The organism is Tropicimonas sp. (assembly GCF_047971885.1).
Lineage (GTDB): Bacteria > Pseudomonadota > Alphaproteobacteria > Rhodobacterales > Rhodobacteraceae > Tropicimonas.
Window position 1 is genome coordinate 18950 of record NZ_JBKEAE010000008.1, and the last position, 24149, is coordinate 43098.

Consider the following 24149-nt stretch of genomic DNA (forward strand, 5'->3'; position numbering starts at 1 on the left):
TCAGTCGCCGGTTATCCGGCTCACGCGGCGGGTTCCCGCAGATCCGCCGGCGATGCCGACCTCGGCCCTGCCCGACAAGGTTATTCCCGCCGGCGGGCGTTCGCTGTCGTCCGGCGGCAGCGGCGAGCCGTCGACACCGCAGGCGGCAAGCAGCGCCAGCAGTGCCAGAAGACCAAGCGACCTCATAGCCGCAACCCGATGCCACCGGGGCCGACCCGCACCCTGACCGGCCCGTTGCCGATCCGCGCCGAGGCGCCGCCGGTGCCCACGGCGACATCCACCCCATCGGTGTCGATCACATCGACCGAGCCATAGGGCGTTCCGGAACTCGTCACGCCTGCATTGATCCGGTCGGCGCCGACCCCGACCGCCCCGGTTGTCGCGCCCGTCGCCGGATCGACCACGACATCGGCGGAGGGGCGCGGCGGCTGCGTACAGGCGCCGGCAATCAGGCTCGCGGCCAGCGCGGTCACGATCGGCTTCATTCCAGAATCTCCTTCCAGCGGGCGATCTGCGCCCGCACCCGATCCGGTGCGGTTCCCCCGTAAGAAGTGCGGCTGGCGACCGAGTTGTAAACCCCCAGCACATCGAAAACACGGGCATCGATACCGGAATGGACGGCGCGCATTTCCTCCAGCGTCAGTTCGGGCAGGTCCACACCGCGCGCTTCGGCGGCCGCAACCAGCATGCCGGTCACATGGTGTGCCTCGCGGAAGGGCAGGCCCGGTTCGCGCACCAGCCAGTCGGCAAGATCGGTCGCGGTCGAAAATCCGGCCGAGGCCGCCGTTTCAAGTACCGCGCGGTTGGCGACCATATCCGCCACCATCCCCGTCATCGCGGCCAGCGACAGCGCAAGCGTGTCGGCAGCATCAAAAACCTGCTCCTTGTCTTCCTGCATGTCCTTGGAATAGGCCAGCGGCAGACCCTTCATCACCGTGAAGAGCCCGATCATCGCCCCCAGGACCCGGCCGATCTTGCCGCGAATCAACTCGGCCGCATCGGGGTTTTTCTTCTGCGGCATGATCGACGAACCGGTCGAGAAGGCATCCGACAGGGTGACGAACCGGAACTGCGCCGAGGACCAGATAACCAGTTCCTCGGCCAGCCGGCTGAGATGCATCGCGCAGATGCTGGCAGCGGAGAGGAATTCCAGCGCGAAATCCCGGTCGCTCACCGCATCGAGCGAATTGGCCATCGGGCGGTCGAACCCCAGCGCCGCGGCCGTGGCAAAACGGTCGATCGGGAACGACGTTCCGGCCAGCGCAGCCGCCCCCAGCGGGCTTTCGTTCATCCGGGTGCGCGCATCGCGGAACCGCCCGGCATCGCGCGCCAGCATCTCGACATAGGCCATCATGTGGTGCCCCCAGGTCACCGGCTGGGCGGTCTGAAGATGGGTAAAACCGGGCATCACCCAGTCCGCCCCCGCTTCGGCCTGTGTCAGAAGCGCCTTTTGCAACGCTTCGATTCCCCGAACCGCCGCATCGCATTGCCCTCGCACCCAGAGCCGGAAATCGGTCGCCACCTGATCGTTGCGGCTGCGCGCGGTATGCAGGCGCCCGGCGGGTTCACCGACAAACGCACCAAGACGGGACTCGACATTCATGTGGATATCTTCGAGCGCCTTCGAGAAGGGGAAATTCCCCCCCTCGATCTCTGACAAGACCGTGAGAAGCCCTTCCCGGATCGCCGTTGCATCGCTATCGCTGATGATACCCTGCGCGGCCAGCATCGCGGCGTGGGCGCGGGAGCCCTCGATATCCTGAGCGGCCAGCCGTTTGTCGAAATCGATCGAGGCGTTGATCGCCTCCATGATCGCATCGACGCCGGACGAGAAGCGCCCGCCCCACATCTGGTTGGAGTCTTGGGTGGAGGCATCGGTCATGACAGGGATTCCGGAGATGGCTTTGAAACGGGTTCTGGCGGCAGTGGTCTATACGGGGCTTGCGCTGTTGGCAAACGGGGCGCTTGCACAACCGGCCGATGTGGCCGCCCTGAGGGAAGGAGGGATGAAGAAACTCGCACTCCACGAGGCGCCCGGGGCTCTGCCCGATATCGAACTGACGGATGCCGACGACACCCTGCGCCGGCTGTCGGAGTTTCGCGGCAAGTGGCTTGTGGTCAATTTCTGGGCCACCTGGTGCGCACCCTGCCGGAACGAGATGCCGACGCTGTCCAATCTCCAGACCATCTTCGCCGACCGGCCGGTCGAGGTCGTGACCATCGCGACCGGGCGCAATGCGCCGGCCGCGATCGACCGCTTCTTCGATGAGATCGGCGTCACCAACCTGCCGAAGTTCCGCGACCCCAGGCAGCAACTGGCGCGCCAGATGGGAATCATGGGCCTGCCGGTCACGGTGATCGTCGATCCCGAAGGACGCGAGGTCGGACGGCTGATCGGCGATGCGCCCTGGGACAGCGAAAGCTCGGTCGCGATTCTCGAAGCGCTGTCAGCAGCACGCTGAGGTGCGCGGCGCCGCGCCTGACCTGCCGTCGCCAACATCGCAAGGTCAGCACCCGCAACGTTTCGGAACGCGGCCCGTCGATGCGACCATGAGTCAATCGGCGGAATATCGCCGCCTTGGTTCGTCGGCTCTACCGGGTCCTCGACGCAACACCTGGGCACAACCATAAGGAGAAGTCTTTACGTCTGACGCGCGCCAGCCGACTAATCGGCAATATCCCGCTCATCAAAGTTGGTCATGTCTCACAGCTATTCGATACATCCCGATCTCGACCTCATCGTGATGAGGTATTCCGGGCATGTCACGCTGAACGACCTTCGGGATGGATTTGTCGCGTCGATCGGCGATCCGCGCTATCGGCCCGGAATGATGGAACTGAGCGATTTCTCGGCCGCCGACGACACGGATGTCGGTTTCGCCGGCGTCATGGCGATCGCCGACAAGGTTCGCGAATCCTATGCTTCCAGCGCCGGCATCGTCCGCATCGCCCATTGCGCACCGAGTGACATAGCCTATGGCATGGCGCGGATGTATCAGACCATCATGAGCGACGAGGAAAATGTCGCCATCGGCCTGTTCCGCTCGCTTCCCGAAGCGCTCGAATTTCTCAACCTCAACACTCCGGAAATGATCGCACGGCTGGAACGCGACCGGTAGGGTCCGGCTGTCTTGCCCGGCGCGAAGGCACAATCGAGGCGGTCGTCGCCTGCCGACGGATACTGCCGAACCGCCATGGGCCGATCAGCACCGATGCGCCGAAAGTCCGGCGCCGGAATCGCCCGGAAGCCGTGTCGCACCCGCAACCATGGGGCGATTCGGTCAGGCCGGGAACGCGAATCGCGGGCGCGAATCCGCCACCTTTTCCGCCGCCGTCGTGCCTGCGCAGAAAACAGGCGGGAAAATGCCGTTTCCGGGTCACGGTTCACGGCAATTATTTGCCCGGTCGCGGCACGAAAGCGGCTGAAAACAAGGCAGTTGAGCAGAGACCCGCCCCCGGTAGGCATAATTCTGCCTTGCAGCATCCGGTCGTCGCGATTAGGCCTACCTGTCGGAAACGAAAAGACATTAATGACGTTGGAAGAATCTGCGGAGTGTACAAAGTGCGATCTGCCTGCCGACCTCTCATCAGTAACGGGACAAGCCCCAGAATCCGGCGCCGCCGGTTGCTTGGGGCGATGGTCTGTTCGGTTGCGATTCCCGCCCTGCTCGGACCCCTGCCGGCCGTGGCACAGGACACGACTCAGCCCGCCCAGCAAGCGCCGGGCAGCGAATTTTCGTTCGACCTGCTGACCGATGCGATGCGTCAGGCGAGCGAAGCCCCCTTCAGGGCGCCCGACCCGCTGTCCGGCCCGCTGGCCGAGTTGAAATACGACGATTACCGCAGCATCCGTTTCCGCCCCGATCACGCGCGCTGGCCGGGCGAAGACCAGTCGTTCCACCTGCACGCCTTCCATCTGGGATGGCTCTTCAAGGAACCCGTCCATATCAGCGAGGTGGTCGAGGGCCGCGCCCTGCCCATGACCTTCACCACCGAGGATTTCGATTATTCCGATCGGGGCGTCACCATCCCCGAGGGGTTCGAGATGCCCGGGGTTGCGGGCTTCCGCATCCATACCCCGCTCAACCGCGCCGACATCGCCGATGAACTGATCGTGTTCCAGGGTGCCAGCTATTTCCGCGCCCTCGGCCGGGACAATGCCTACGGGCTCAGCGCCCGTGGCCTGGCGGTCAATACCGGCGATCCGAACGGCGAGGAATTCCCGCGATTCTCGGATTTCTGGATCGAACGCCCTGCCCCCGGGGCAACCGCCCTGACGATCTATGCCGCGCTCGAAAGCCCCTCGGTGACCGGCGCCTACCGGTTTGTCGTGACGCCGGGCGAAACCACCGAAATCGACGTGACCGCCCGGTTGTTCCTGCGGCAGGACATTGCTCAACTCGGCATTGCGCCGCTGACCTCGATGTTCCTGTTCGGGCCGAGCGATCCCGGCGGGTTCGACGATTTCCGGGCCTCTGTGCATGACAGCGAGGCTCTGATCCTGCACAACCGCAGCGGCGAAACCTTCTATCGTCCGCTCAACAATCCGCCGCGTCTGGCCAGTTCGTATCTGGCCGGCGAGAACCCGGGCTGGTTCGGGCTGGTTCAGCGGCACCGGGGATTCGAGGACTACCTCGACGCCGGCGCGCATTACGAGCGCCGCCCGTCGCTGATCGTCGAACCGGTCGGTGACTGGGGGCGCGGCACCCTGCGTCTGATGGAGATCCCTTCGGATCTGGAAGCCAACGATAATATCGTTGCCTACTGGATACCCGAAGCGCCATCGCACAAGGGCGAATCCTTCGAGTTTTCCTACCGGCTCTTCTGGGGCATGAACCCGCCCGGCGCGCAGGCCGAGGATCGGGCCCACGTTGTCCGCACCCTGGTCGGCGAAGGCGGGGTCGCCGGAACCGAAAGCCGCAAGGACCGGCAGAAATTCGTCGTCGATTTTGCCGGTGGGCTGCTGTCGAAGCTGCCCGCCGACGCCGAGGTCGAGCCCGTGGTGAATGCGGATCGGGGCGAGATCACCGAAAAGACCTTAAGCCGCATTGACGGCACAGGCACCTGGCGGCTTGTGATAGAAGTCAAGGGCGATCCCGGAGCAGTCGTCGAACTCAATGCAGGCATCACTGGCCATGGCCGCTTTCTGACCGAAAGATGGCTCTATCAATGGATGAAGGAATGATGTCGGACAACGGACCCACGGAACCCGGGGTCTTGATCGGCGCCGTCGAGAATGTGGTCTGGGCACCGCCCCAGGTACCGCTCGATATGCCGCGGCAAGTCCTCGAAACAGATCGGTGGCCCTCGGTGCTGCCTAATATGCTGCAATTACTGGCACCACGTACCCACGCGCGATGAGCACCCGCAAACCCGCGCATATGGCGCCTGACGGCCGGACGCGTCTCGCCCGCCTGGCCGCTTTCGTGTTTTCGCTCCTTGCGGCTTCGGCGGCGACGATGCTGCTCGTCGACGCGGCGGTCGAAGACGGATTCGATTCGCTCGATGCGCTGCGCGTCGGGTTGATTCTGCTGACCACCGCCTGGCTGGCCTGGGGCGCGGCACAGGCGTTTGTCGGGCTTCTGACGCGACCGCGACCCGACAGACCGGCCGAAATTCGGGCGCCGCAGCCGCGCACGGTCGTACTGACGCCGATCTGCAACGAAGACCCGGTTGCCACCTTTGCCCGCCTGGCGGCGATCGACCGGTCGACCCGGGCTGCGGGTGTCGCCGCAGATATCGCCGTGCTGTCCGATACCCGCGACGACACGGCGGCAGCCCGTGAACGCGCCGCCTTCGCCCGGCTGATCGCCGATACCGGGGGGGAAGGGCGGATTTTCTATCGGCGCCGGTTCGACAACCATGGCCGCAAGGCCGGCAATATCGAGGATTTCATCCGCAAGTCGGGCGGCGCCTATGAGCTTGCGGTGATCCTCGACGCCGACAGTCTGATGGAGGGCGAAACCATCCGCCGGCTTGTCGCAAGGATGCAGGCGGATCCGAGCCTCGGCCTGTTGCAGACCCTGCCGCGGATTCTCGGCGGCGGATCGGTGTTCGGCCGCGCCATGCAGTTTGCCGGCAACTTCCACGGCCCGGTCTTTACCCGTGGTCTGGCCCGCATGCAGGGGGCGACCGGACCGTTCTGGGGCCACAACGCGATCGTCCGCGTGCGCGCCTTCGCCGAAAGCTGCGGCTTGCCGGTGCTTTCCGGCAGACCGCCCTTCGGCGGCAGCATCCTCAGCCACGATTATGTCGAGGCGGCGCTGCTTGCCCGCGCCGCCTGGAAGGTCGAGGTCGACGAGACCCTCGACGGCTCCTACGAGGAAGGACCCGAAAACATCCTCGCCCATGCGCGACGCGACCGCCGCTGGTGTCAGGGCAACCTGCAACATTCGAGGCTGCTGCTCGCCCCCGGGCTGGCGCTGTGGAACCGGTTCGTCTTTCTTCAGGGCATCTTTGCCTATGTGGATTCGACCGTCTGGGCGATTTTCCTCGTCAGTTCCGTCGTGGCAACGATCAAGGCGCCACCGCCGGATTATTTCCCCGAACCGTATCAGCTTTTCCCGGTCTTTCCGGACGATCACACACAGGCGATCACGGCGCTGATCGTCGGTATCGGCGGGCTGCTTTTCCTGCCCAAGCTGGCGATACTGGCCGAGGCGATCTGCACCGGCCGCGCGCGCGGTTTCGGCGGCGCGGTCCGGGCGACCGAAGCCGTTCTGGGCGAGATTCTGCATTCGTCGCTGATCGCGCCGGTCATGCTGATGTACCAGAGCCGTTCGGTGCTTCAGGTCCTGTCGGGAAGCGACGGCGGCTGGCCGGCCAACCAGCGTGGCGAGGGGCGACTGACCCTTGCCGAGGGCTGGGACGCGGCGCACTGGATCACCCTGACCGGGCTGACCGCGCTGACGATCGTCGCCTTCGTCGCCCCCGATCTGACCATCTGGCTCCTGCCGGTCTGCCTGCCGCTGGTCTTCGCGCCGCTGATCATCGCGTGGACCTCGCGTTCGGCCAGCAGCGGCCGCACGACGCTGAGCATCGAGGGCGCCCCCTCGCCCGTTGTCGCCGATTTTGCGGCAACTCTCGACCGCTGGACGGATGGCGCCCGGCGGCCAGACCGGGACCGGACCCCGACCCATGCGGAGGGCACCGGTGCAGCGGCCGGTTCTTGACCCCGGCACCCCCGGCGCGGCTCCGCCGCGTGCCCGCAGACCGCGCGACCCCCGCATCGACGCGTTTCGCGGGCTGGCGCTGGTGGTGATTCTGATCGACCATATCCCCGGCAATCCCTACGAGCACTTCACCATCCGCAATTTCGGCTTTTCCGACGCGGCCGAGGCGTTCTTCCTGATGTCGGGCGTTGCCGCCGGCATTGCCTATTCGGGGCGTTTCCTTCCCGCCGAGCGCGCGGCAAACGGGCTCGTGCCGGCGGTTCTGCCGATGTGGAAGCGGGCATGGACGCTGTACATCGTCCACCTTTTCCTCAGTGCCTGGGCCATCGCTATCTTCGTCGCCGGGCGCCGGATCTTCGACATGCCGTCGCTTCTGACCCTCAACAACCTGCGTGCGGTCTTCAACAAGACCGAAGCAGCATTGTTCGGCATTCCGGCGCTGACCCACCAGATCGGCTACGTCAATATCCTGCCGGCCTATTCGGCGCTGCTGTTTTTCGCGCCGCTGGCTATCATGATCGGGCTGCGCCGGCCCTGGCTGATGATGGCGATCTCGATTGCGATCTGGTTTTTCTGCGGCATGTGGCGGATCAACTTTCCCAGTTATCCCAATACCGGCGGCTGGTTCTTCAACCCGCTGACCTGGCAGATCATCTTCGTCACCGGCCTGCTGACGGGAATGGCGGCACGGCGCGGCGAGCGCTTCGTGCCCAAATCCCGGGGAGTGTTTGCCGTGACGCTCGGCTTCCTGATCCTCAGCTTTGCCTGGCGGCACATTCCGCCGCTGGGCGATTTCCTGAACCACCAGCTCGCCCGGCTCGGCGCCATCGGGGTTCCGTTCAACATCGTCTCGCACGACAAGCCCTATGTCGCACTTCCCCGCCTGCTGCACATCCTGTCGCTGGCCTATGTGCTCTCATGCCTCGGCTGGGTCCATGCCGCGGCAGGCAGCCGGCTGATGGCACCGCTGCGGCTGCTCGGCCGGCACGGGCTGCTGGTGTTTTCTACCGGGACGCTGGTCTCGCTTGTCTTCCAGGTACTGATGAATGCGGGCGACCGGGCGCCATGGCTTGGCCTGACCCTGCCGCCGGCCGGCATCGCGGTGATGTTCGTTGCTGCCTGGCTTGCCGCCAGCCCGGCCGAACGTGCCGAATTCGGCGGTCGCGACACCGGTACTGACGCCTCCGGCGCCGCACAACCGCGCCGGGGCATCGCCACCTCAGGAATCGCCGGCGGCGAGCGCTGATGCACGCCGCACCCGGCGCTGCCGCAACGCAAAGACCGCGATGAAGACGGCGCTGAGAATCAGCACGATGGTCGGGGCCGGGGCGCTGTCGAGGAAAAAGCTCAGATAGGTGCCGCCCAGCATGCCGGCCAGGCAGACAGCGCAGGCCGCCATCAGCATATGGGGGAAACTGCGGGTAGCGAGGAAGGCGATCGCGCCGGGCGCGATCAGCAGTCCCACGGCAAGGATCAGCCCCGTCGCCGAAAGGGTGGCAACGATGGTCAGCGACATCAGCGTCAGCAACCCGTAATGCAGCAGGCCGACCGGCAGCCCCGAAGCCCGCGCCTGCGCCGGATCGAAGGCATGCAGCAGCAGATCCTTCCATTTCAGCAGCAGCGCCGCCGTGACCGCCAGCGATATCGCCCCGGAGGTCAGCAGGTCGGCCCTCCCGACGCCCAGCATGTTGCCGAACAGGACATGATCGAGGTGCACGTTGGTGCGGATGCCGGTGTAAAGCACGATCCCCAGACCGAACATGCCCGAAAAGACCACCCCCATCACCGTATCCTGCCTGACCCGGCTGTTATCGGCCAGATAGCCGGTCAGCAGCGCGGTGAACATGCCGGCGCAGAAGGCACCGACGATCAGCGGAATACCGGCGACATAGGCCAGCACCACCCCGGGCAGGATCGCGTGGCTGACCGCATCGCCCATCAGCGCCCAGCCCTTGAGCACCAGAAAGCACGACAGCAGCGCCGTCGGGATGGCGACGATGGCGCAGATCAGAAACGCGTTCTGCATGAAAGCGAACTGGAACGGCATCAGAAGCGTCTCGATCATGGCGCCAGACCCTCGGCGCGCAGCGCTGCGGCGGCCTTGCGCCGCGCCGCGAGCAGTCCGTGTTTCGGCGCCCAGACAAAGGCGGCAAGAAATACCAGCGTTTGCAGGACGACGATGATCCCCCCGGTCGCACCGTCGAGGAAATAGCTCAGGTAGGCACCGACGAAGCTGGTGGTGCAGCCGATCACGACAGACAGCGCTATAAGGCGCGGGAAACGGTCGCACAGCAGATAGGCGGTGGCGCCCGGCGTCACCACCATCGCGATTACCAGGAACGCACCCACCGTCTGCATCGCCGCGACAACCGAGGCTGACAGCAGCATGAAGAAGACCACCCGAAGCAGGCCGGGGTGCAGCCCGATCGAACGGGCATGGTTTTCATCAAAGAAAACGACCATCAGGTCCTTCCACTTTGCCAGCAGGACGGCAAGCGAAACGAAGCCGATCAGCGCCAGTTGCAGCGTGTCACCGGGCGAGATCGCCAGGATGTTGCCCATGGTGATGGTCTGGACCGAAATGGCCACCGGGTTGACCGACACCATGAACAGCCCCAGACCGAAGAAGCCGGTGAATATCAGCCCGATGATCACGTCGATCTTCAGCCCGGTCCGGTCGGAGAGAAACAGCATCGCCCCGGCCGCCAGCCCGCCCGAGATGAAGGCGCCGAGCGCAAAAGGCAGACCCAGCATGTAGGCGCCCGCCACCCCGGGCACGACCGAATGCGAAAGCGCGTCGCCGATCAGCGACCAGCCCTTGAGCATCAGATAGGCCGACAGGAAGGCGCAGACCCCGCCGACCAGCGCCGAAACCCACATGGCATTGGTCATGTAGGCGTAGCCGAAGGGTTCGAGCAGGATCATTCCTCGCCCTCCCGGACGGTCTGGTCGCCATACTGGACCAGCGGACGTTCATCGTCGCTGTAGATTGTCAGGCCCCTCGGGTCGTCGTCGTCGTGAAGCTGGTCGCCGGTCAGGGTGAAATGGCGCAGCACGCCGCCGAATGCGGCTTGCAGATTCTCGCGGGTAAAGGTGGTTTCGGTCGGGCCATAGGCCAGCACGGTTCCCTTGACCAGAACCGTCCGGTCGCAGAACTCGGGCACCGAGCCGAGGTTGTGGGTGGAGACCAGCATCACCCGCCCTTCGGCACGCAATTCGCGCAGCAGCGCGATGATCTGCTCCTCGGTCCTGACATCGACGCCGGTGAAGGGCTCGTCGAGCAGGATCACCTGTCCGTCCTGCGCCAGTGCCCGGGCAAGGAAGACGCGCTTTTTCTGCCCGCCCGACAGTTCGCCGATCTGGCGGCGGCGCAGATCGCCCATGCCGACGCGGTCGAGCGCGGCATCGACCATGGCCCGGTCCACGGCCCCGGGGCGCCGCAGGAAACCCATATGGCCGTAACGGCCCATCATCACCACGTCTTCCACCAGCACCGGAAAGGACCAGTCGACCTCTTCCGCCTGGGGGACGTAGGAGACGAGGTTACGGCCAAGCGCATCCTTCACGCCTGTGCCGAGCAGACGAATCTCGCCCCGGGCGACCGGCACGAAACCCATGATCGCCTTGAAAAGCGTCGATTTTCCCGAGCCGTTGACGCCGACCAGCGCCGCCACGGTTCCGCGCGGGATCTCGAAACTGGCATTGCGGAGCGCGGTGTGGCCGTTGCGATAGGTGACCGTCACATCGCAGACGGAAATTCCGGGCTGCGCTGCCACCCCCGCGCCGTTTCCTGTCGCCCTCGCCGGTTGGTCTGGCATCCGTTTCCCGTCCTCGCGCCGTAATCCCGCCGCCCTCAGTCCGTGCCCTCGGCCAGCCCCGCCGCTATGGTTCCGATCGTCACCCGCAACAGATCAAGGTAGCTCGGAACCGGCCCGCCGGGCTCCGACAGGCTGTCAACGTAGAGCACTCCACCATAGGCCGCCCCGGTTTCGCGCGCCACCTGTTCGGCTGGCGACTGGTTGACCGTGCTTTCGCAGAATACCACGGGGATCCGGTGTTCCTCCACCCCGTCGATCACTGCCCGCACCTGCTGCGGCGTGCCGGTCTGGTCGGCGTTCATCGGCCAGAGATACAATTCGCGCAGGCCCAGATCGCGCGCGAGATAGCTGAACGCGCCCTCGCAGGTAACCAGCCAGCGCCTGTCATCCGGAATTTCCGCGATCGAGGCGCGCAGCGGTTCGATCGCGGCACGAAGCCGATCCTTGTAGGCCGCCGCATTCGCACGATAGATCGCGGCATTGTCCGGATCGTGTTCGGACAATGCGGCGGTGATGTTGTCGATATAGACCATCGCGTTTTCCAGCCCCATCCACGCATGCGGGTTCGGCTTGCCTTCGTAGGCGCCGACCGCAACGGGAATCGGGTCGATACCCTCTGACAGGGTGGCCGAGGGGACCGGCCCTAGGTTTTCGAGAAACTGCTCGAACCAGCGTTCCAGATCGAGCCCGTTCCACAGGATCAGGTCGGCATCGTGGGCGCGCACGATGTCTCGTGGCGTCGGCTCGTAGCCATGAATCTCGGCCCCCGGCTTGGTGACCGAGACAACCTCGGCCGCATCGCCCGCAACAATCTGCGCCATGTCGGCAAGCACGGTGAAGGTGGTGACCACCTTCAGCCTGTCTGTATCGGCCGGGGCCGGCAGTCCCGCCAGGCCGGACATCGCCGCCACGGCGGCGATGCGATGAAAAGATGAAACCATGATGCCGTTCTTCCAGTTCCGGAGATCCCTTACATGTAAATGAGAACCATTCGCAATTGTCAAGATGCATGTACGCCTGCGGCGCCGCCACGTCTCATCCGGTATTGCGCAGCCCCGATGCGACCCCGTTGATCGAAAGCAGAATACCGCGCCGGGTCTTTTCGCTTATCTCCCCCGATCCGGCCAGCCGGGTCTTTTTCAGAAGCTCCACCTGCATGTGGTTCAGCGGGTCGAGATAGGGCGTGCGATGCCGCAGCTTTGCCTTGGCCTCGCCCGACTGGTTGCGCTCGACCGGCGAGGTGCCGGTAATCATTTCCAGCGCGCGCACGGTCGCCTCCCATTCCGCGACGATCCGGCCGAATATCCGGTCGCGGATTTCGCGATTCTCGCACAGATCGGCGTATTGGGCAGCCATCGCCATGTCGCTCTTACCGATCATCAGGTCGATCTTCGAAACCATCGCGTGAAAGAACGGCCATTTCCTGTAAAGCGCGGCGAGCCCCGCCCCCTCGGGATCGTCCGACGCCGCGCACCACCCCGCGACCGCCGAGCCGAAACCGTACCAGGCCGGCAGCATGATCCGGCATTGCGCCCAGGAGAATACCCACGGAATGGCCCGGAGCGACGATATCTCGCGTGTCTTGCTGCGCGATGCGGGCCGCGACCCGATGTTGAGCGATGCGATCTCGCTGATCACGGTCGAGGACCAGAAGAACTCCTCGAAACCGTCGGTCTCGAAGACGAGGCCGCGATAGGCGCGGAAGGCATGGTCGGACATCAGATCCATGATCGCCGAATATTCGTCGGGCGCCTCCCCGGCCTGGGGCATCAGAGTGGCCTCGAGTGTTGCCGAAACCAGCGTTTCGAGATGGGCATAGCCGATCTCGGCGTGGGAGTAGCGCGACGAGATGACCTCGCCCTGTTCGGTCAGCCGGATCTGACCGTCCACCGCGCCCGGCGGCTGGGCGATGATTGCCTCGCGCAGCGGTCCGCCGCCGCGACCGATCGAACCGCCCCGGCCGTGGAACAGTCTCAGGCGCAGTTTCTGCTCGCCAAACAGCACGACCAGCGCGCGTTCGGCCTTGTAAAGCTCCCAGCCCGAGGTGACGAGCCCGCCGTCCTTGTTGCTGTCCGAATAGCCGAGCATGATTTCCTGCACATCGTCCTGCGCGGCAACGATGCGGCGGTATTCCGCCATCTCGAACAGCGCGCGCATGATACCCGGCCCGTCGCGCAGGTCGGCGATGGTTTCGAACAGCGGCACGATGGCGATGCTACAGCGCCCGTCGAGCGACAGCAGCCCCGCCTGCTTGAGCAGCACGCACAGCTCCAGCACGTCCGAAACCGACTGCGCGTTCGAAATGATCGAGGTCACGACAGCGCGGGGACCGAACCTGTCGATGACCTCCTTCGCGGCGCGGAACACCGCCAGTTCGGCGGCTGTCTGTTCCGAATACTCCCAGAACGGCCGGATGAGCGACCGGGGCGAGTTCAACTCGCGGCGCAGGATTTCGATCCGCGCCGCCTCGTCCATTGCCTTATAGCCGGTTCCAGGGGCAATCGCCTCGAACAGTTCCGCCACCGTGGCGCCGTGCACCGACGAGTTCTGACGCAGATCGACGCTGGCAAGATGAAAGCCGAAACTGCGCACCTTGCGCCTGAGGTCGAGCACGCGTCCGTCGGCGATCGCATGGGCCTGATGCGATCTGAGCGACCGGTCGATCACGTCGAGATCGGCAAGAAAATCTTCGGCCATGTCATAGGGTATACCCAGCGGGGTGGGTCTGGGAACCGGCGCGCCGGGGTCGATTCCGGCCAGGGTCGCGGCCAGCCGCGAATAGATGCCGATCAGCGCCCGCCGATAGGGTTCGTCCTGCCGGTGCTCGGAAGTGTCGGGCGAGGCGGCGGCCAGTTCCTCAAGCTCGGCGTTCACCCGCACGACGCGGGTGGATATCGACAGTTCGCGGCCCAGCAGATGCACCTCTGTCAGATAATGGCGTACAGCATGTCCGGCCTGAAGGCGGAAACAGTCGCGCAGGATCTGGTCGGTCACGAAGGGGTTGCCGTCCCGGTCGCCACCAATCCAGCTCCCGATGCGCAGGAATGCGGGAAAATCCTGACCGAAGGTGGTTTCGGGCAGCGCGGTGCGCAACGTATCCTGCAGGCGCGGCACCGCATGGAAGAACGTATGGTCGTAATAGCCGAGGCTGTTTCGGATCTCGTCGATGACACTCAGCTTGGTGCGGCGCAGAAGATGGGTTTGCCAGAGCGTCTCGACCTCGCGCTCGATACCCTTCTCGATCCCGGCGCAGTCGAGCCCGACACGCCGCGCCCGGCTGCGTTCGTCGAGCAGTTGCGAGATTGCGAATTCCGACCGCATGGTGCTCTGGCGACGGATCTCGGTCGGGTGCGCGGTCAGGATGGGGCTGACCAGCGCGCTGCGAAAAAACGCAGCGATCTGCCTGTCGGAATGCCCGTTGAGCCGCGCCGCATCGATGGTCGCCTGCAGCGTGTCGTTGGCGCTGCTGCGCTGGTCGATCAGGATCTGTTCGTCCTGCGCGATATTGAGCAGGTGCAGGAAATAGGTGAAGGCACGCAGCGCCTGCACAGTCAGGTCCTCGGGCAGGGCGGCGATCATCTCGTGCAGCCGGCGATAGGCTGCTTCCTCGCCGGTGCGATGCAGCTCGACCGAGGCGCGGCGGATTTCCTCGACCGTGTCGAAGGCAAGCCCACCCTCCTGCGCGCGCAGGACATTGCCCAGAATCCGGCCCAGATAGCGGATGTTCTCTTCGTCTTCGCCCGGTTGCACAGGTGTCTGAATTGCCATCGTTCCCGCCGCCCGCCGGGGCGGCCTTCTGCTGTTGCGCTCAGCCCGTTGCTTCCAACATTCGGAACGGGATGTCACGGGGGCCGACGCGAAAGAGGTCGAAAAGCTCACGGTTATTCAAAGCGCGCGAGGCCCGGGCGTTCACCGCGGGTGTCGCCCGAAATCCGGGCGACACGTGCTGTCCGGCCAATGCGTCAATGGCTGTGACGCGGGGTCTTGCCGTGGGCGATGTCGCGATAACTGTCGGCGCCGTCGAGGATCATGCCCTCGCTGAAGGGGCGGACCTCCTTGCGGAAAAGGGCCTGCCAGGGCGTCTGGCTTTCAGGCACCCTGAATCCGCCCGCCGCCCCGAGCGCGCCGCGCCGCGCGGCGATTTCCGCCGCATCGAGCAGAACGGTCACCGTCCGCGCACCCAGATCGACGCGCAGCCTGTCGCCGTCGCGCAGGATCGCAAGATTGCCGCCATCGGCCGCCTCGGGCGAGGCGTTGAGAATCGAGGCCGAACCCGATGTGCCCGACTGGCGCCCGTCGCCGATACAGGGCAGCGTATGCACACCCTCACGGATCAGGTAGGCGGGCGGGCGCATGTTCACCACTTCCGCCCCGCCCGGATAGCCCCTGGGCCCGGCGCCGCGCATCACCAGGATGCTGTCGGGTGTGATGGCGAGCGCGGGATCGTCGATGCGTGCGTGGAAATCCTCCGGTCCGTCGAAAACGAAGACCGGTCCCTCGAACGCATCCGGATGGTCGGGGTCCGACAGGTACCTGCCGCGGAACTCGTCGTCGATCACCGAGGTTTTCATGATCGCCGTGTCGAAGACATTCCCCGTCATGTTCAGGAACCCGGCATTCGCGGTTAGCGGGGTGCCGACCGGCCGGATCACCTCGTCGTTTTCGACCCCGGCCGCTTCGTAGAGGCTGGCGAAACTGCGTGCAGTGACAGTGACCGCGCCGGGATGGGGGATCAGGCCGGCGCGCAGCAACTCGCCGATCACTGCCGGCAAACCGCCGGCAAGGTGGAAATCCTCACTCAGATAGGCTCCAGCGGGCTGGACATTGGCCAGAAGCGGCACGCGATAGCCGACCGTCTCCCAGTCCGCGTTGGACAGTTCCAGCCCCAGATGCCGGGCGATCGCATTCAGATGGATCGGCGCATTGGTCGAGCCGCCGATGGCCGAGTTGACGACAATGGCATTTTCGAAGGCGGCACGGGTCATCACGTCCGATGGCTTGAGATCCTCGTGCACCATTTCGACAATGCGTTTGCCCGTGGCATGAGCCATCTGCCCGCGTTCGCGATAAGGTGCCGGAATCGAGGCCGAGCCGGGCAGCTGCATCCCCAGCGCCTCGGCCAGGCTGTTCATGGTCGATGCCGTGCCCATCGTGTTGCAATAGCCGACCGACGGGGCCGAGGACGCGGCCATCTGCATGAACTGCTCGGTATCGATCTGGCCGGTTGCCAGCAACTGACGCCCCTCCCAGATCACCGAGCCAGAGCCGGCACGCTTGCCCTTGTACCAGCCGTTCAGCATCGGCCCGACGGAGAAGGCGATGGCGGGGATGTTGACAGTCGCCGCCGCCATGAGCAGCGCCGGCGTGGTCTTGTCGCAACCGATGTTCAGGACAACGCCGTCGATCGGGTAGCCGTGAAGCGCCTCGACCAGCCCGAGATAGGCAAGGTTGCGGTCGAGCATCGCGGTCGGGCGTTTGCCGGTCTCCTGTATTGGATGCACCGGAATCTCGAGCGCGACACCGCCGGCATCGCGGATGCCGTCGCGGACCCGCTTGGTCAGTTCCATATGGTGCCGGTTGCAGGGGGACAGATCCGAACCCGTCTGGGCGATACCGATGATCGGTCGCCCCGAGCGCAACTCGTCGAGCGTGAGCCCGTAGTTCAGATAGCGCTCGACATAGAGCGCAGTCATTTCCGGATCGTTCAGATCGTTGAACCACGCCTCCGAGCGGAGCGTCCTGCGGGTGGCAGCGTCGGTCATGGAAACCTCCTGAGATCGGCAACCGGACGACACCGAGCCTGGCGGCTCAGTGCCCGGTAAGGCCGGGGAACATGATGAGAAGGGCAAGCGCCAGGATTTGCATCCCGATGAACGGTATCAGAGAGCGGAAGATGTCGCCCAGCGAAATTTCGTCCGGCACCACAGACTTCAGATAGAATGCCGCAGGCCCGAAGGGAGGCGACAGGAAGCTGACCTGCATGTTCATGGCGAAAACGACACCGAACCAGACCGGATCGTATCCCAGGTCCTTCACGATGGGCACGAAGATCGGCATGCAGAGCAGCGCGATACCCACCCAGTCGAGGAACATGCCGAGCACGAAGAGGATCGCCATCATGAACAGGATGACAACGATCGGTTCTTCGGACACGCCCTGAATCAGGGCCGAGACGAACTTGATCCCGCCCATCAGGTTGAACACGCCGACCAGCGCCGACGCGCCGATGCCGATCCAGACGATCATGCCAACCGTGCGCAGGGTCTGGCCCGCCGCCCCCATGAGCAGCTTGCGTGAAAACTCACCGCGAATCATTGTCGAAAGCGTTACGCCCACCACGCCAATGGCCGAGGCCTCCGTCACCGACGCGATGCCGCCGTAGATCGAGCCCAACACGAAGATCACCACCAGAATCGGCAGGAAAAGCCCCTTCAGCAGCCTCAGCTTTTCACCTGTCGACATCTCCTCGGGGTCGGCGACAGGGGCAAGGGCGGGGTTGGTGTAGGCGCGAAACAGGATATAGGTGGCGTAGAACAGGGCCAGCATGAAACCGGGCACGAAGGCCGAGGTAAAAAGCTCGCCGATCGAGACGTTGGCCGTCAGCCCGTAGATGATGAGCACGATCGACGGCGGCACCATCGTTCCCAGCGCGCCACCGGCGCAGCAGACACCAATGGCGAGGTTCTTGTCGTAACCGAGCCTCAGCATCTGCGGCAGCGCCAGCAGGCCGAGAAGAACCACCTCGCCGCCGATGATGCCCGACATGGCAGCCAGCACGATGGCCACCAGCAGCGTCTGGATGGCAACGCCGCCGCGGATACGGCCCGCCAGAACCTTCATCGCGTCGAACAGGTCGCGCGCGATGCCCGAGCGGTCGAGGATCGCCGCCATCAGCACGAACATCGGCACCGCAACGAAGACGAAGGAGTTGACGAAGCTGAAGATCCGGCTGGTGATCAGCGGCAGGGCGGTGGGCCCGAACCAGCCCAGCGCGAAGATGAGCGCGACCAGAAGCGTGACGAAGGCAAGCGGCATGCCCGTCAGCAGCAGCAGCAGCAGCATGGCGAACATCAGGACCGTGGCCCCTTCGATTCCGAGGGACTGAAGATCGGGCAGGAACGAGAAATCCATCACTCGGCAACCTTGCGCTTGGCGTAGTTGATCGCGAGCACCAGGAACTGGACGGCCATGACGATCAGAACGATGAACAGAAAGACCTTGAGCAGCCCGGGGAACGGCGGGTTCCAGGCGCTGCCGCTGGTTTCGATGTGAACTTCGCCGTTGGGAGCCCAGACTGCGCGCTTCACGCTCTGCCATGCGGCCCAGGCAAAGAACGCACAGGAAACCATGCAGGTGAGGGAGATCACGACATCGAAGGCGCGGCGGATCCGGGGCCGGAAGTGGTCGTAGAACAGAACCACCCGGATATGCCGGTTGAGCGCCGCAACGTAGAGCCCGCCATATATGAAGGCGCAGGCATTGATGAAGACCACCGTCTCATGCGCCCAGATCGTCGGTGCGTTGAACAGGTAGCGCATGATCACTTCGAAAAAGAGGATGGCGGCGGAAATCAGGATCCCCACCGAGAACACGATCCCCAGATGCACCACGATCCTGCCGAGTTCACCGGCCTCGGGGACGGCACGATCGGGTTTCTGTTGCTCAAGTTCGTGCTGTTCGAATGCGTCGGATGGATCTGCCATGGCCCTTCCCTCCCGAACCATATGTCGGTAACGGCCCCTCCCGGGCGTCCGGAAGGACCCGCGCGCTTCGGCGATCAGTCGGCGAGCAGGCCGTTCGCCGCGAGATAGCCGATCAGCAGGTCATAGACCTTCTGCGAGTTGGACGAGGCCCGGGCGGCTTCTTCCCACTGGGTCTTGGCGATCGAGCGGAACCTGGCGCGCTCTTCGTCTGCCCAGTCGTGGACTGTCACTTCGCCGCCTGCGGTCGCCTCTTCGGCAGCTGCAAGGTCCCGCTCCAATACGGTGGAGGCCTGATAGGCGGCGAATTCGCGGACGCTTTCGGTCAGGGCCGCCTTCATGTCGTCGGGCAGCGAATCCCAGGTCGTCTTGTTGATGCTGACCTCGATCAGCGGCATCGAGTGGAAGCCGGGGAAGACCGGGTGATGCGCGATATCGTGCAGGCCCTGCGCCTGATTGGTCGAAAACGTGTTGTAGTCCGCGGCATCGATCACGCCCTTGTCGAGCGCGGTGAACACCTCAGACCCCGGCAGGTTGACCGGTGCGGCGCCAGCGGCGGCAAATACCTTCTGCACCATGCCTTCGGGCGCCCGCACCTTGAGCCCCTTCAGGTCGTCCACACCATCAAGCGGCACCTTGGACACGAAGGCTTCCAGCCCCGGGGTCGTGGCGCCGATGAAGTGCAGCCCGTAGGGTTCGAGCATCTCGTTCATCAGGTCGTTACCGCCGCCGTTGTTCATGAAGTCGAACATCTGCTGCGGCGAGGACCACGCCCCCACCGGGTTGGCGATCAGGCCAAAGGCAGGCTCCTTTCCGGCGAAATAGGACGTGTCGGTGAAATGCCCGTCGATGATGCCGGCCGCGACAGCATCCTGCGTTTCGCTGTGGGCAACGATGGTTTCGACCGGCAGCATCTCGACCTCGATCATGCCGCCGGATTTTTCCTTCACCATGTCCGCCCATTCCCTTTGCAGGATAAAGTTGGTGTTGCCGGCCGGATCGGACGACTGGAAGCGGAACGAATACTCCTGCGCCATGGCCGTCACTGTCATGGCACCAAGGGCCACACCGCCGAACATCACCGCGCGAATGCCTGAAGTCATGCTGTTCTTCTCCTCCACTGATTCGTTCTGGCGCCCGACAGTCCGCCTTGATGTGGATCGCCATCTGCGCAGTTTGATTAATGATTGCGTTGTCATTCGTCAAATGCTGAAATAGTCGCAGCAACCCGACGATGACAAACCGGCAAATAGCCATGAGTGAAGAGAGAAAAGGCGATATTGTGCGCCCGACCCTTGCGGATGTGGCCCATGAAGCAGATGTCAGCGCAATCACGGTTTCGAGGACGATCCGGCAACCTCATATCGTTGCCGAAAAATCGCGCCGCAGGGTCGAGGCCGCTATCGAGAAACTCGGTTACATTCCCGATGCCGCGGCATCGGCGCTTGCCTCACGGACATCCTCAATGATCGGCCTGCTGGTACCCTCCCTGACCAACAACGTCTTCACCGATGTTCTGCGTGGCGTCTACGAAGTGGTTGAAGGTAGCCGATATTTCGTTCAGATTGCCAATTCCCGATACAGCGCGCTGAAAGAGGAAACGCTTGTCCGTGCCTTCCTGCGCCAGAGGCCGGCAGGGCTGATCGTGGCCGGTTTCGATCAGACCGATCGCGGTCGCGATATGCTGAACGGTGCGGCCTGCCCGGTGGTACAGGTGCTGGAGCACGGCCCCGAACCTGTCGACATGGCGGTTGGGTTTCATCACGCCGAGGCTGCGGCATTGGCCACGCGGCATCTGCTCGACAGCGGCTATCGCCGGCCGGGCTTTCTGGCGGCAAGAATGGACCCCCGGACGCAGCGCCGGATGCGGGGATTCGAGCGAACCTGCCGCGATGCCGGCGCGTTGGATGCGCGCCGTATCGTGACCACCCACCAGGCCTCGACAGTCGGACTGGGCAGACAACTTCTCGAACTGCTGCTTTGCCAGGCTCCCGAGACCGATGCAATCTTCTGCGCCAACGACGACCTTGCCGTCGGCGCCCTGATGGAAGCGAAGCGACGGCGAATCCGGGTGCCCGAAGACCTGGGCATTTGCGGGTTCAACGACCTGGAAATGACACGGCACATGTATCCCGCGATCACCTCGGTTGCGACGCCGCGGTTCGAAACCGGGCGCCAGGCGGCAACGATGCTGCTTGAGGAAATCGCCGAACCCGGTTCGGTCGGGCGGCGCAATCGCGATCTGGGTGTCGAGTTGATGGTGCGGGAATCGACGATGCGACCACCGGGTCCGCAACCGGCCGCCGAAACGCATGCGGAAGGCAAGGCGCCCTGAGCGCGATATCCGCCGACGGTGCGCGCCCAACTCGCCGCCCGCACCGCTGCCGGAAACGCCGCGCCAAACATGATCCAAAAATCATGGCCGGCATGCAAACTTGACCGAAGTCAAAGAAGTAATTCTGTCGGATATGTATCCGGGTGCAACTCAAATTGTCGGGTTTCCGGCTGCGATTCGCGACATGTCGGTGGAGGCAGGATCATGAGCCTGAACGGATTGCCCCTTGCCCTGGCCTCGACCGGTCAGCGTGTCGAAGTGACGGCAATCGCCGGCGGGCGCGAGATTCGCAAGCGGCTTTGCGATCTGGGGCTGACGACCGGCAAGTGCCTGGAGGTTCTCCAGAAGCATGGCGGCGGCCCGATGGTGGTCGCGCTTGGTGAAAGCCGGTTTGCGCTGGGAGCCGGCATGGCCGAAAAGGTACTGGTCATTCCGCAAATCCAGTCCGTTCCGCCCGGTTCCCGCCACAAACCCGGACAATCCCGCCGTGGCTGGTTCGGCTGATACCGGCTGCCATTGCAGCCCCGCACCGAAGATACGGAAAACGGCCGGCGCGCCAGAACTGACCTTTGCGATTGTCGGCAACCCGAACTGCGGCAAGACCACGGTCTTCAACGCGCTGACCGGCGGCCATCAGCACACCGGCAACTGGGCCGGCGTGACGGTGGAGAAGAAGGTAGGGCGGTTCGCCCACGGCGGACGGCAGGTGGAACTGGTCGACCTGCCCGGCGTCTATTCGCTGACCGTGGCCGGGGGCAACAGTTCGCTCGACGAAAGACTGGCGCGCGATTACATCGTGTCGGCCAAACCCGATCTGCTGATCGACCTGATCGACGCCTCCAATCTTGAGCGGAACCTCTATCTGACCGTCCAGTTGCTCGAGATGGGCACGCCGATGATGGTCGCTCTCAACATGATGGACGTGGCACGCGCCCGCAGCATCGAGATCGACATGGCCCGGCTTTCGCATCATCTGGGCTGTCCGGTGGTGCCGCTGGTGGCCGCCACGGGCAAAGGGCTCGACCGGCTGAGGGATGTCGCCGTTGCCGAGGCCGAACGCGGCGCCCCCCCGGATTGCGATGTCGAATTCGGGCCCGAAATCGAAACGGCGATCGCCGATCTGACACCGATGATCGCCCGGTCGACCGAAGACGCGTCGCCACGCTGGCTGGCGATCAAGCACCTCGAAGGTGACGAGCTTTGCCCCGGCATGACCGACCCGGCGCTTGCGGCGCCGGTGGCGGCGCGGCGTGCGGCGCTGGAAACCGAACTCGCGGCCGATGTCGATACCGCCGTCGCCTGCGGGCGCTACGATCTGGTCACCCGTATCGCGCGGGGCAGCATGCAGCGGACGAACGAGCTTGGCCGTACCTTCTCGGACCGGCTCGACCGGATCGTGCTCGGCCGCGCACTCGGCTTTCCGCTTTTCCTGCTCGCCGTCTATCTGATGTTCATGTTCACCATCAACATCGGCGGCGCCTTCATCGATTTCTTCGACATCCTCGGTCGGACGCTGTTTGTCGATACGCCGGCGGCGATTCTGAGCGCCATCGGCGCGCCGGACTGGCTGATCACCATCCTCGCCACCGGTATCGGCAGCGGCATCCAGACGGTTGCAACCTTTGTTCCCATTGTCGGGTTTCTGTTCATCGCCCTCTCGGTGCTTGAGGAATCGGGCTATATGGCACGCGCGGCCTTTGTGACCGACCGGCTGATGCGGCGCATCGGCCTGCCCGGCAAGAGCTTCGTCCCGCTGATCGTCGGTTTCGGCTGCAACGTGCCGGCGATCATGGCGGCACGCACACTGGAACGGCGCCGCGACCGCACCATCACCGTCCTGATGACGCCCTTCATGTCCTGCGGCGCCCGGATGCCGGTCTACGCGCTGTTTGCCGCCGCCTTCTTTCCCACCGGCGGGCAGAACCTCGTCTTCCTGCTCTACCTGATCGGTCTGGCGGCTGCCGTCGGCACGGGCTTTCTGCTCAAGACGACCCTGTTGCGCGGCGAAACGGACCCTTTTGTGATGGAGTTGCCCCCCTATCACCTGCCGACCTTGCGCGGCCTTCTGCGCCGCACCTGGGAGCGTTTGCGCGCCTTCGTGATGGATGCGGGAAAGATCATCGTCATGATGGTGGCGGCTCTCGCCTTTCTCAATTCGTGGGGAACCGATGGCAGCTTCGGCCACGAGGACAGCGAAAGCTCCGTCCTGTCCGGGATCGGCCGCGCGGTGACGCCCATCTTCGCGCCGATGGGAATCTCGCAGGAAAACTGGCCCGCCACCGTCGGCATCCTCAGCGGGCTGCTGGCCAAGGAGGCCGTCGTCGGAACCATGAACACCCTTTATTCCGGGCTGTCCGCCGGCGCGCCCGATCCGGAACCGTTCTCGTTCGCCGGTGGCATCCGAGAGGCTTTCTCGACCCTCGGCCCGAACCTGCGCGGCGCCCTGGGCCAGGCGCGCGACCCGATGGGGATCGGTGTCGGCGAGTTGGCCGATCAGCAGGTGGCGGCGGCCGAACAGGAGGTCGACCAGGGCACGTTCGGCCGGCTGGTCACGCTTTTCGACGGACGTATCGGTGCGTTTGCCTATCTGCTGATGGTGCTGCTCTACATGCCCTGTGTGGCGACGCTGGGTGCGATCTGGCGCGAGACCGGGCGCGGCTGGACGCTGTTCGCCGGCGGCTGGACGCTGGGGCTCGGCTATGGTTCGGCGGTCCTGTTTTACCAGGCGGCGACCTTTGCCCGGCATCCCGGCAGTTCGGCACTGTGGATCGCCGGCATCCTTGCCTGCCTTGCCGGGTTTGTCTGGGTGTTGCGGCGCATCGGCGCACGGACGCATCCCGGCCGGATGCCGGTGGCGATGGCCGAATAGGGGCCGCCGATGCTGATGGAGTTGAAAAGCTATCTCGAAACCAACGGTCCGGCGAGCCTTGAGGATATGGCGAACCGTTTCCGCATCGCACCCGACGCCCTGCGCGGCATGCTCGATCACTGGGTGCGGAAGGGCGCCATCGTGCGGAAAAACCTAGCGCCGGCCTGCGGCGGCTGTTCGGTGGGTCATTGCGGCGGTTGCACCAGCGCCGACGCCTTCGAAATATACACTCCCCTTCAGGCCGGGCTGGTATAG

At 64.5% G+C, this 24149-nt stretch carries 21 protein-coding genes; 9 read left to right on the forward strand and 12 right to left on the reverse strand.

The features are described from left to right. Genes ACK5IR_RS00490 through argH form a run of 3 tightly spaced genes read right to left on the reverse strand, consistent with a single transcriptional unit; the run spans position 1 to position 1882 of the window. Positions 1–186, reverse strand: coding sequence for an argininosuccinate lyase (locus ACK5IR_RS00490; protein WP_416924809.1), 186 nt, complete (start codon positions 184–186; stop codon positions 1–3). Continuing rightward, positions 183–485, reverse strand: coding sequence for a hypothetical protein (locus tag ACK5IR_RS00495; RefSeq protein WP_416924811.1), 303 nt, complete (start codon positions 483–485; stop codon positions 183–185). Before ACK5IR_RS00495 ends, ACK5IR_RS00490 begins: the two co-directional genes overlap by 4 nt. Beyond that, positions 482–1882 (reverse strand): argininosuccinate lyase, encoded by a 1401-nt coding sequence (argH, locus tag ACK5IR_RS00500; protein WP_416924813.1) that lies wholly within the window; start codon positions 1880–1882, stop codon positions 482–484. The genes ACK5IR_RS00495 and argH overlap by 4 nt, the downstream gene beginning before the upstream one ends. Here argH and ACK5IR_RS00505 point away from each other — a divergent pair. The 5 genes from ACK5IR_RS00505 (at position 1881) to ACK5IR_RS00525 (ending at position 8418) form a co-directional block, all read left to right on the forward strand. After that, on the forward strand, positions 1881–2462 hold the full coding sequence (locus tag ACK5IR_RS00505; RefSeq protein WP_416924815.1) for a TlpA disulfide reductase family protein: 582 nt from the start codon (positions 1881–1883) through the stop codon (positions 2460–2462). The genes argH and ACK5IR_RS00505 overlap by 2 nt on opposite strands. Before the next feature lie 237 nt (positions 2463–2699). Beyond that, on the forward strand, positions 2700–3119 hold the full coding sequence (locus ACK5IR_RS00510; RefSeq protein WP_416924817.1) for a hypothetical protein: 420 nt from the start codon (positions 2700–2702) through the stop codon (positions 3117–3119). Between the two features lie 518 nt (positions 3120–3637). Beyond that, entirely contained in the window at positions 3638–5185 is a 1548-nt protein-coding gene (locus ACK5IR_RS00515; protein ID WP_416924819.1) for a glucan biosynthesis protein, read from the forward strand. 172 nt (positions 5186–5357) lie between these two features. After that, entirely contained in the window at positions 5358–7172 is a 1815-nt protein-coding gene (mdoH, locus tag ACK5IR_RS00520) for a glucans biosynthesis glucosyltransferase MdoH (protein WP_416924821.1), read from the forward strand. Beyond that, on the forward strand, positions 7153–8418 hold the full coding sequence (locus tag ACK5IR_RS00525) for an OpgC family protein (RefSeq protein ID WP_416924823.1): 1266 nt from the start codon (positions 7153–7155) through the stop codon (positions 8416–8418). Before mdoH ends, ACK5IR_RS00525 begins: the two co-directional genes overlap by 20 nt. Here the strand turns inward: ACK5IR_RS00525 and ACK5IR_RS00530 are convergent. From ACK5IR_RS00530 to ACK5IR_RS00570, 9 genes are all read right to left on the reverse strand, one after another. Beyond that, positions 8392–9237, reverse strand: coding sequence for a metal ABC transporter permease (locus tag ACK5IR_RS00530; protein WP_416924825.1), 846 nt, complete (start codon positions 9235–9237; stop codon positions 8392–8394). The genes ACK5IR_RS00525 and ACK5IR_RS00530 overlap by 27 nt on opposite strands. Beyond that, positions 9234–10097 carry a metal ABC transporter permease gene (locus ACK5IR_RS00535; RefSeq protein WP_416924827.1) on the reverse strand — a complete coding sequence of 288 codons (864 nt, stop codon included), beginning with the start codon at positions 10095–10097 and terminating at the stop codon, positions 9234–9236. Before ACK5IR_RS00535 ends, ACK5IR_RS00530 begins: the two co-directional genes overlap by 4 nt. After that, a complete protein-coding gene (locus tag ACK5IR_RS00540; protein ID WP_416924829.1) occupies positions 10094–10990 on the reverse strand; it encodes a manganese/iron ABC transporter ATP-binding protein in 897 nt (298 codons plus the stop codon). The genes ACK5IR_RS00535 and ACK5IR_RS00540 overlap by 4 nt, the downstream gene beginning before the upstream one ends. A 35-nt stretch (positions 10991–11025) precedes the next feature. Further along, the gene (locus ACK5IR_RS00545; protein ID WP_416924905.1) at positions 11026–11892 is read right to left on the reverse strand and encodes a metal ABC transporter substrate-binding protein; all 867 of its coding nucleotides are present in this window, start codon (positions 11890–11892) and stop codon (positions 11026–11028) included. A gap of 133 nt (positions 11893–12025) precedes the next feature. Next, positions 12026–14758: a phosphoenolpyruvate carboxylase gene (gene ppc / locus ACK5IR_RS00550; RefSeq protein WP_416924831.1), complete on the reverse strand. Its 2733-nt coding sequence runs from the start codon at positions 14756–14758 to the stop codon at positions 12026–12028. A gap of 194 nt (positions 14759–14952) precedes the next feature. Further along, on the reverse strand, positions 14953–16752 hold the full coding sequence (locus ACK5IR_RS00555) for an IlvD/Edd family dehydratase (protein ID WP_416924833.1): 1800 nt from the start codon (positions 16750–16752) through the stop codon (positions 14953–14955). A gap of 46 nt (positions 16753–16798) precedes the next feature. Continuing rightward, positions 16799–18121: a TRAP transporter large permease gene (locus ACK5IR_RS00560; protein WP_416924835.1), complete on the reverse strand. Its 1323-nt coding sequence runs from the start codon at positions 18119–18121 to the stop codon at positions 16799–16801. Beyond that, positions 18121–18693, reverse strand: a complete 573-nt coding sequence (locus ACK5IR_RS00565; protein WP_416924837.1) for a TRAP transporter small permease subunit — start codon at positions 18691–18693, stop codon at positions 18121–18123. The genes ACK5IR_RS00560 and ACK5IR_RS00565 overlap by 1 nt, the downstream gene beginning before the upstream one ends. A gap of 74 nt (positions 18694–18767) precedes the next feature. Beyond that, positions 18768–19769 (reverse strand): TRAP transporter substrate-binding protein, encoded by a 1002-nt coding sequence (locus ACK5IR_RS00570; protein WP_416924907.1) that lies wholly within the window; start codon positions 19767–19769, stop codon positions 18768–18770. Positions 19770–19945: 176 nt separating this feature from the next. Between ACK5IR_RS00570 and ACK5IR_RS00575 the strand changes: the two genes are divergently transcribed. The 4 genes from ACK5IR_RS00575 (at position 19946) to ACK5IR_RS00590 (ending at position 24149) form a co-directional block, all read left to right on the forward strand. After that, positions 19946–21025: a LacI family DNA-binding transcriptional regulator gene (locus tag ACK5IR_RS00575; RefSeq protein ID WP_416924839.1), complete on the forward strand. Its 1080-nt coding sequence runs from the start codon at positions 19946–19948 to the stop codon at positions 21023–21025. 204 nt (positions 21026–21229) lie between these two features. Continuing rightward, on the forward strand, positions 21230–21529 hold the full coding sequence (locus tag ACK5IR_RS00580; RefSeq protein ID WP_416924841.1) for a FeoA family protein: 300 nt from the start codon (positions 21230–21232) through the stop codon (positions 21527–21529). Continuing rightward, the gene (feoB, locus tag ACK5IR_RS00585) at positions 21513–23894 is read left to right on the forward strand and encodes a Fe(2+) transporter permease subunit FeoB (RefSeq protein WP_416924843.1); all 2382 of its coding nucleotides are present in this window, start codon (positions 21513–21515) and stop codon (positions 23892–23894) included. The genes ACK5IR_RS00580 and feoB overlap by 17 nt, the downstream gene beginning before the upstream one ends. A 9-nt stretch (positions 23895–23903) precedes the next feature. Next, positions 23904–24149, forward strand: coding sequence for a FeoC-like transcriptional regulator (locus ACK5IR_RS00590; RefSeq protein WP_416924845.1), 246 nt, complete (start codon positions 23904–23906; stop codon positions 24147–24149).